The following is a 6135-nucleotide window of genomic DNA, read 5'->3' as shown; positions in this document are numbered from 1 at the left end:
GCTCGCTCTTCTTCCTCGTTCCGCGCGTGCTCCTCGCGGTGTTCGGCATGAGCGATCCCGTGGCCGTAGAGCTGGGCGTGCAGCTGCTGCGCGTGCTGAGCGTGTCGGGGCTCATGATTGCCGTCGCGCTCACCTACACGGGCGGGCTGCAGGGCACGGGCGACACCAAGAGCCCGCTGTACATCTCCATCGTGTCGCAGGTGGCGGTGCCGCTGGGCATCTGCTTTGTCATCGACCGCATGGGCACGCTGCAGCCGCTGCACATCTGGCTCGCCATCCTGGCCGGCCACACCACCCGCTGCGCGCTGAGCATGCTGCGCTTTCGACAGGGCCGCTGGCGGGCGATTGCCGTGGACCTCGGTCGGTAGGACGACGGAATGAGGGCTCAACCTTTACATGGCTGGCGGGAATGGCGGCGGAAAAATCGGCGGTCGAGGACATCGCGGCGGGGCTTGGGTCCGTGTTCTCGCGCATCGGTGAGTTCTTTCACATCTTCGACCTGTCGTTCTTCGTGGGCGGGGCGTCATCCTTCGCCGCGCTGTTGTTCCTGTATCTAAAGATCGAGGCACCGCGGGAGTTCCCGTTTTCTCCAACGATGGAAGCCCCGCGAGAATTCCCGTTCTCCCCGTGGGTGGGGGTGCTGGCGCTTGTGCTGGCCTGCTACATCTGCGGGCTGCTTGCCTTTGCCGTAGGCCGCGAGATCAGCCGCGTTGTATTCAAACGCAATTCCCTGCTCACAGGCGTGATGCAGGACGCATTGCGGGATCACGGTCTTGCCGAGGTCGAGGACATCATCGGGTACGCGGGTCGGACCGAGGAAGCACGTTATTGGCGGCTGTACGTGCGGATGTGGTCCGAACTGGTGCACGCGCCGTCTTCGCCCGTGGTGCTGCAGCACCTGATGCGTTACTGGGCCATGGCGGCGACGTACGATGGCCTCGCGTTCTCGTTCCTGCTCTGGGCCGTGGTGATGGTGGCTGTTCAGGTCCCGGCGGTTGCGCCCCATCCAGTGGGACACTGGATTGCGTCTGTGGCTGCAATCGGGGCGTTGCTCGCGGCGTACGCCGCGTTCTCGCGGGGCTTGGCCTACTTCAAGTACCAAGCGGAGGATCTGATCACCCACTTCGCGGTCATCCGCAAGCCACTGATCGGTCCTCCGCTCCCGCCGGGAACCCCGCCCCCGGGCTGACGGACGACCTTCCCGGAGGCGAAACGCATCGGGGAGATTGACGGCGGACGCATTTGTTAGAATTATGTACGAATTCTCGGCGCGCCGTTTCGCGCGGAGGTTCGTGCACCCGTCCGGTCCGGCGCGGGAGCGACGTCCATCATGCCCACGGGACCCATGAACCGACCCCTGTTCTCCCTCGCCGCCCTCGCCACGCTGGCCGCCTGTGCCGGCGCCGGGACGTCCGCCGCGCCCGTCGCATCCGCCCCGCAGAACGCGCCCGCGGCCATCGCGGCGGGGGGCATGCCCACGGCGGACCCGTCGTTCTATCCCGCGTGGTCGCGCAACGCGGTGCTGTACGAGGTGAACGTGCGGCAGTACACGCCCGAGGGGACGTTCGCGGCCCTGGAGCGGCACCTGCCGCGGCTGGACAGCCTGGGCGTGGACGTGCTGTGGCTCATGCCCGTGCAGCCCATCGGCGTGGCCAACCGCAAGGGCGGGCTGGGCAGCTACTACTCCATCCGCGACTACACCGCCATCAACCCCGAGCATGGCACCGAGGCGGACTTCAAGCACTTCGTGGACGCGGCCCACGCGCGCGGCATGCGGGTGATCCTGGACTGGGTGGCCAACCACACCTCGCACGACCACGCCTGGATCGCCGAGCACCCCACCTGGCACGACCGCGCGCCCGACGGCCGCGTGCTCAACGCCCGCGACAACGAGGGGCGCGAGACGGACTGGACGGACGTGGCGGAGCTCAACTACGCCAACCCCGACATGCGCCGGGCCATGATCGGCGAAATGCGGTGGTGGCTCACGGAGATGGGGATCGACGGGTTCCGCGCGGACGTGGCGGGCGGCGTGCCCATGGACTTCTGGCAGCAGGCCGGGACGGCGCTGCGGGGCACGCGGCCGGACCTGTTCCTGCTGGCCGAGGCGGAGTCGCCGCAGATGCACTCCGTCTTTCACATGACGTACGGCTGGGAGCTGCACCACCTGCTCAACGAGATCGCGCAGGACAAGAAGGGCACGGAGGAGCTGGACCGCTACTTCGCGCGGCAGGACAGCGCGTACGGCCGCGGCGCGTACCGCATGTACTTCACCAGCAACCACGACGAGAACTCGTGGGCCGGCACGGAGTTCGAGCGGATGGGCGCCAACCACCTCCCCTCGTTCGTCCTGGCCGCCACGGCGCAGAACTCCATGCCCCTGCTGTACACGGGGCAGGAGGTGAGCATGAACAAGCGGCTGCGCTTTTTCGACAAGGACACGGTGGACTGGAGCGGCCCGTCGCTGGCCGGCTTCTACCGGACGATGTTCGAGCTCAAGCACACGCAGCCGGCGCTGGCCAACGGCCCGTGGGGCGCGCGGCAGGTGCGCCTGGCGACGGACGGCGGGTCGCGCGTCTACGCCTACACGCGCACGCAGGGCGCCAACACGGTCCTCGTGGCGCTCAACTTCGGCAGCGCGCCGGCGAGCGTGTCGTACCAGGGGCTGGCGGCGCCGGGCGCGTACACGGACTGGTTCAGCAAGGCATCGGTGACGATGGGCGCCGGCGGGCGGATCGACATCCCCGCGAACGGCTATCGCGTCCTCGTTCGATAGTTAGGATACGGGCGCGCGCCTCCCCGGCGCGCGCCCGTGTTCGTCCGGCACCCCCCGTCCGCCCTCCCGTCGGACGGTTCCCTCCCCGGATCGTCATCCCCATCCCACCCGGAGCGTACGATGCCCCGACGCCGTGCCGTCCCCGCGTTCGCCGCGCTCGTCCTCGCGCTGTCGCCCGTCGCCGCCGCCGCGCAGCAGACCGCGGCGCAGACCCCGCCGCCGCCCATGGTGGACCAAGTGCGCGGCCTGGGGCTGGATTCGCTCGCGGGGCCGCTGCCCGTGCACTACAGCGCGGGCTTTCGCGACCGCGCGGGCGAGGTGCAGGGGATTTTGCGCGAGGGCGTCCGCTTCTTTGCCGACTCGCTGGGCCTGGCGGAGATGCCGGTGCGCGTGGCGCTGCTGACGGAGGCGGACTGGCAGCGCGTGTCGCGCGTGCCGTACGGCGTCCCGTTCGTGCAGGGCGGCGTGGTGGTGATGCCGGCCGCGGGCGACGGCCCCATCGCGGCGGACTTCCTGGCCGCGGAGCCGGGCGCGTCCGCCGCCGCGCGCGAGCTGGTGGCGCGGACGGGGCTGAGCTTTGCCGACAACGCGCGGCGGATGACGGACCTGATCGGCTACCACGAGCTGGGGCACGGCTACACGACGGCGTACGGCATCCAGACGCACGCCCGCTGGTTCAACGAGTTCATGGCCACGTACATGGCCTACGCGTTCCTGGACCGCATGCGTCCGCCGCTGGCGCGCGGCTGGGAAGCCATGCTGCGGGCCAGGCTGGACGGCGCGCGCCCCGCGCACACGTCGCTGGCGGCGTTCGACAGCCTGTACATCCGCGTGGGGCCGGAGAACTACAACTGGTACCAGGCCGCGTTCGCCCTGCAGGCGGCGGAGGTGTTCCGCGCGGAGGGGCTGGCCTTTTTGCCCAGGCTGCGCGAGGCGTTCCCCGTGCAGCCGCCCGGCACCCCGCGCCTGGGCGGGGACGAGGTGGTCGCCCGGCTGGAGACGCTGCACCCCGGCTTTCGCGCCTGGGCGGAGGGCTTGGCCGCGTCGGCGCCGTGAGCCGTCCGCCGCGCCGCCCGGGGCGGGTGTGCGAGGCCGCCCCGTGGGCGGTGCTCGTGCTGTTCATCCCCGCGGCGTTCCTGGGGATGGTGATGCAGGCCAACGAGTACCGGGGCTGGGGCGGCGGCGGCGTGGACTGCGACGGGCCTGCCCTGCTGGCGTTCGCCGTCCCCGCGCTCGTGGTGTACGGGCTGCTGGCCCTGGTCTTCGCCCGCAGCGCCGTCCGCCGGCGGGCGTGGGTACCGGGACTGGCGGCGCTCGTTTGCGCGGCGCTGCTCGCCCCCCTGTGGAGCAACGTCCGCGAGGCGCGCGCGGAGGAGCGGGATCCCGCGTACCTCGAGGTGTGCGAGGGCCGCTGACGCCAACCTTCCGGGCGCCGCCGCCGTCCAACCGGTTCACGGGGATCGCTCCCACCTTTCACGGCCTGCATCGGATGAAGCGGATCAAGCGCGCGGCGCGGATCGGCGTGCTGCTCCTGGTTCTGTTCGCCCTCTCGCACACGTCCTTCAGCGGACTGCTGTTCCCCTGGTCGCCCGTGCGGCCGGGGTACGCACGCGAAACGTTCAGCGGCGGGACGGTCATCTACACGAAACGTGGAGGGATGCCCCCGGCGTACCGACGCGTGGGCGACCTGATGGCCGAGGTGTCGCGGGCCAACGGGCTGCGCTTTCGGGAAGACGTGACCGTCGTGGTGACGGACGACTGGGGATTGTTCAACCGCGGCACGCTGCTGGGATGGAAGGCTACGCCCCTGCCCGTGCTGGGCGCCGCGCTGCAGACGGGGACGGTGATCTACGTCTCGCCCCTGGCGCTGGAGCCGGGGCGTGACATGGCCGGCGTGCTGCGCCACGAGCTCACGCACGCGCTGATGTTCCAGCAGATGCCGCTCCGGCAGACGTTCGCCCTAGTGCGGCTGGACTGGTTCGAGGAGGGGCTGGCCGTGCGCGCGGGCAACCCGCGCGACTACTTGGACGACCACGCGTGGAGCCTGCACGCGCGGCATCCCGGCTACCGCTTTGGCCCCTGGGGGGATGGCGAACTGCGGACGGTGCCGGAGGAGCTGCGCGGCTCGTTCCGGCTGAGCGAGTACCGCGTGTTCATCGAGTTCCTGGTGGGGCGCTACGGCCGCGACCGCTTCTTTGCCTATCGCGACGACGTGCTGCGCGACCCGCCGGCGCACGAGGCCGCGTTCCAGCGGCACTTCGGCGCCCCGTTCGCGCGCGTGGTCGCGGAGTTCGAGCAGGCCGTGCGCGAAGGCACCTGGCCCCGTGCGTGAATCGGGAGATGCGTCCGGAATGGCGGCGGAATCCTTCCTGCGCGTCGCGTCATCCTTGATGTTGAAGAATCCGGAGTAGGCCAGAAGCGTCATCCTGAGGAGCCGCCGCGCGTTCCCGATTGGTGCGCGATCCATGGCGGCGACGGAGGATCTTGCCCGCGAAGCTCGGGGGCGACCCTCGTGCAGGAAAATCGCCTCCGAGTCTCGCACACAAGATCCTTCGGTCGCGCCAAGGTTCTGCGTGCGTTCATGTTAAGCGCGGCGCTCCCTCAGGATGACGCATCCGCGGACGCAGGTTTCCAAGCACCCTGCGAGCAACCCTCGTTCGTTCGTGAGCCAGGGCGGCGACAAAGGATCTTGCTTGCAAAGCGAGAGGCCGGCTCCCAGGCATGGAGCCGGCCTCTCGGTTCGCATACAAGATCCTTCGGGGTCACACGCATCCGTGCGCGGGCAAGTCCGCCAGGGCCCCTCAGGATGACAATCGCCAGGAGAGCCGTGGAGTTCCGCCTCAGCGCTCGTAGAACGGCGGCGGCTCCACGCCCAGGGCACGCAGGTACACGTAGCCCTGCCCGCGGTGGTGGATCTCGTTGTCGATCACGTACAGCAGCAGCTCGTACGCCGGCCCGGGGTACTGGCCGAACGCCACCATCTGCTCCTGGAACCGCTCCGCGGGGATCTGCGGCCACAGCGCGTCGAGCTCCTCCGTGGTCTCGTCCCACATCCGCAGGATCTCCGCCTTGGGGCGCGCCTCGCGGTCCCACGACGTGTTCCAGTCGCCGTTCACCACGCCGCGCACCATGGGCGCGGCCATGCTCTGCATCTCCATCACCAGCGCGCCGAACGGCCGCATGTTGCCGACGGAGAAGGTGAACAGCTGGTCTTCGGGGAACGCCTCGATCAGGCGGCGGGTCAGGCGGCGGTGCCCCTGCCAGTGCTTGAGCAGGGCCTCGGGGGTGATGGCGGTGGCTTGGTCGGACACGGCAGACCTCACGTAGTGCACGGGTGGTCCTGCGGGCGCGAGCGGATT

At 69.9% G+C, this 6135-nt stretch carries 7 protein-coding genes; 6 read left to right on the top strand and 1 reads right to left on the bottom strand.

Annotation, left to right across the window (positions count from 1 at the left end):
• From VFZ20_RS08700 to VFZ20_RS08675, 6 genes are all read left to right on the top strand, one after another.
• Nucleotides 1–368: MATE family efflux transporter (locus tag VFZ20_RS08700; protein ID WP_329683467.1), on the top strand; the 368-nt coding region annotated here is incomplete at its 5' end.
• A gap of 41 nt (nt 369–409) precedes the next feature.
• Nucleotides 410–1189, top strand: a complete 780-nt coding sequence (locus VFZ20_RS08695; protein ID WP_329683466.1) for a hypothetical protein — start codon at nt 410–412, stop codon at nt 1187–1189.
• A gap of 156 nt (nt 1190–1345) precedes the next feature.
• Nucleotides 1346–2776: an alpha-amylase family glycosyl hydrolase gene (locus tag VFZ20_RS08690; RefSeq protein WP_329683465.1), complete on the top strand. Its 1431-nt coding sequence runs from the start codon at nt 1346–1348 to the stop codon at nt 2774–2776.
• Nucleotides 2777–2896: 120 nt separating this feature from the next.
• Nucleotides 2897–3832 (top strand): hypothetical protein, encoded by a 936-nt coding sequence (locus VFZ20_RS08685; RefSeq protein ID WP_329683464.1) that lies wholly within the window; start codon nt 2897–2899, stop codon nt 3830–3832.
• A complete protein-coding gene (locus tag VFZ20_RS08680) occupies nt 3829–4191 on the top strand; it encodes a hypothetical protein (protein ID WP_329683463.1) in 363 nt (120 codons plus the stop codon). Before VFZ20_RS08685 ends, VFZ20_RS08680 begins: the two co-directional genes overlap by 4 nt.
• Before the next feature lie 74 nt (nt 4192–4265).
• Nucleotides 4266–5108 carry a hypothetical protein gene (locus tag VFZ20_RS08675; protein WP_329683462.1) on the top strand — a complete coding sequence of 281 codons (843 nt, stop codon included), beginning with the start codon at nt 4266–4268 and terminating at the stop codon, nt 5106–5108.
• A gap of 508 nt (nt 5109–5616) precedes the next feature.
• Here VFZ20_RS08675 and VFZ20_RS08670 read toward each other — a convergent pair.
• Nucleotides 5617–6087 (bottom strand): DinB family protein, encoded by a 471-nt coding sequence (locus VFZ20_RS08670; protein WP_329683461.1) that lies wholly within the window; start codon nt 6085–6087, stop codon nt 5617–5619.
• Nucleotides 6088–6135 lie beyond the last annotated feature (48 nt).

Source organism: Longimicrobium sp. (assembly GCF_036280135.1).
Lineage (GTDB): Bacteria > Gemmatimonadota > Gemmatimonadetes > Longimicrobiales > Longimicrobiaceae > Longimicrobium.
The sequence above is the reverse complement of the archived record's forward strand: the minus strand, read 5'-3'. Positions and strand labels throughout refer to the sequence as shown.

Coding starts and splice junctions, on each gene's coding strand:
- VFZ20_RS08695 (WP_329683466.1), top strand. CDS start 410: ATGGCGGCGGAAAAATCGGCGGTCGAGGACATCGCGGCGGGGCTTGGG.
- VFZ20_RS08690 (WP_329683465.1), top strand. CDS start 1,346: ATGAACCGACCCCTGTTCTCCCTCGCCGCCCTCGCCACGCTGGCCGCC.
- VFZ20_RS08685 (WP_329683464.1), top strand. CDS start 2,897: ATGCCCCGACGCCGTGCCGTCCCCGCGTTCGCCGCGCTCGTCCTCGCG.
- VFZ20_RS08675 (WP_329683462.1), top strand. CDS start 4,266: ATGAAGCGGATCAAGCGCGCGGCGCGGATCGGCGTGCTGCTCCTGGTT.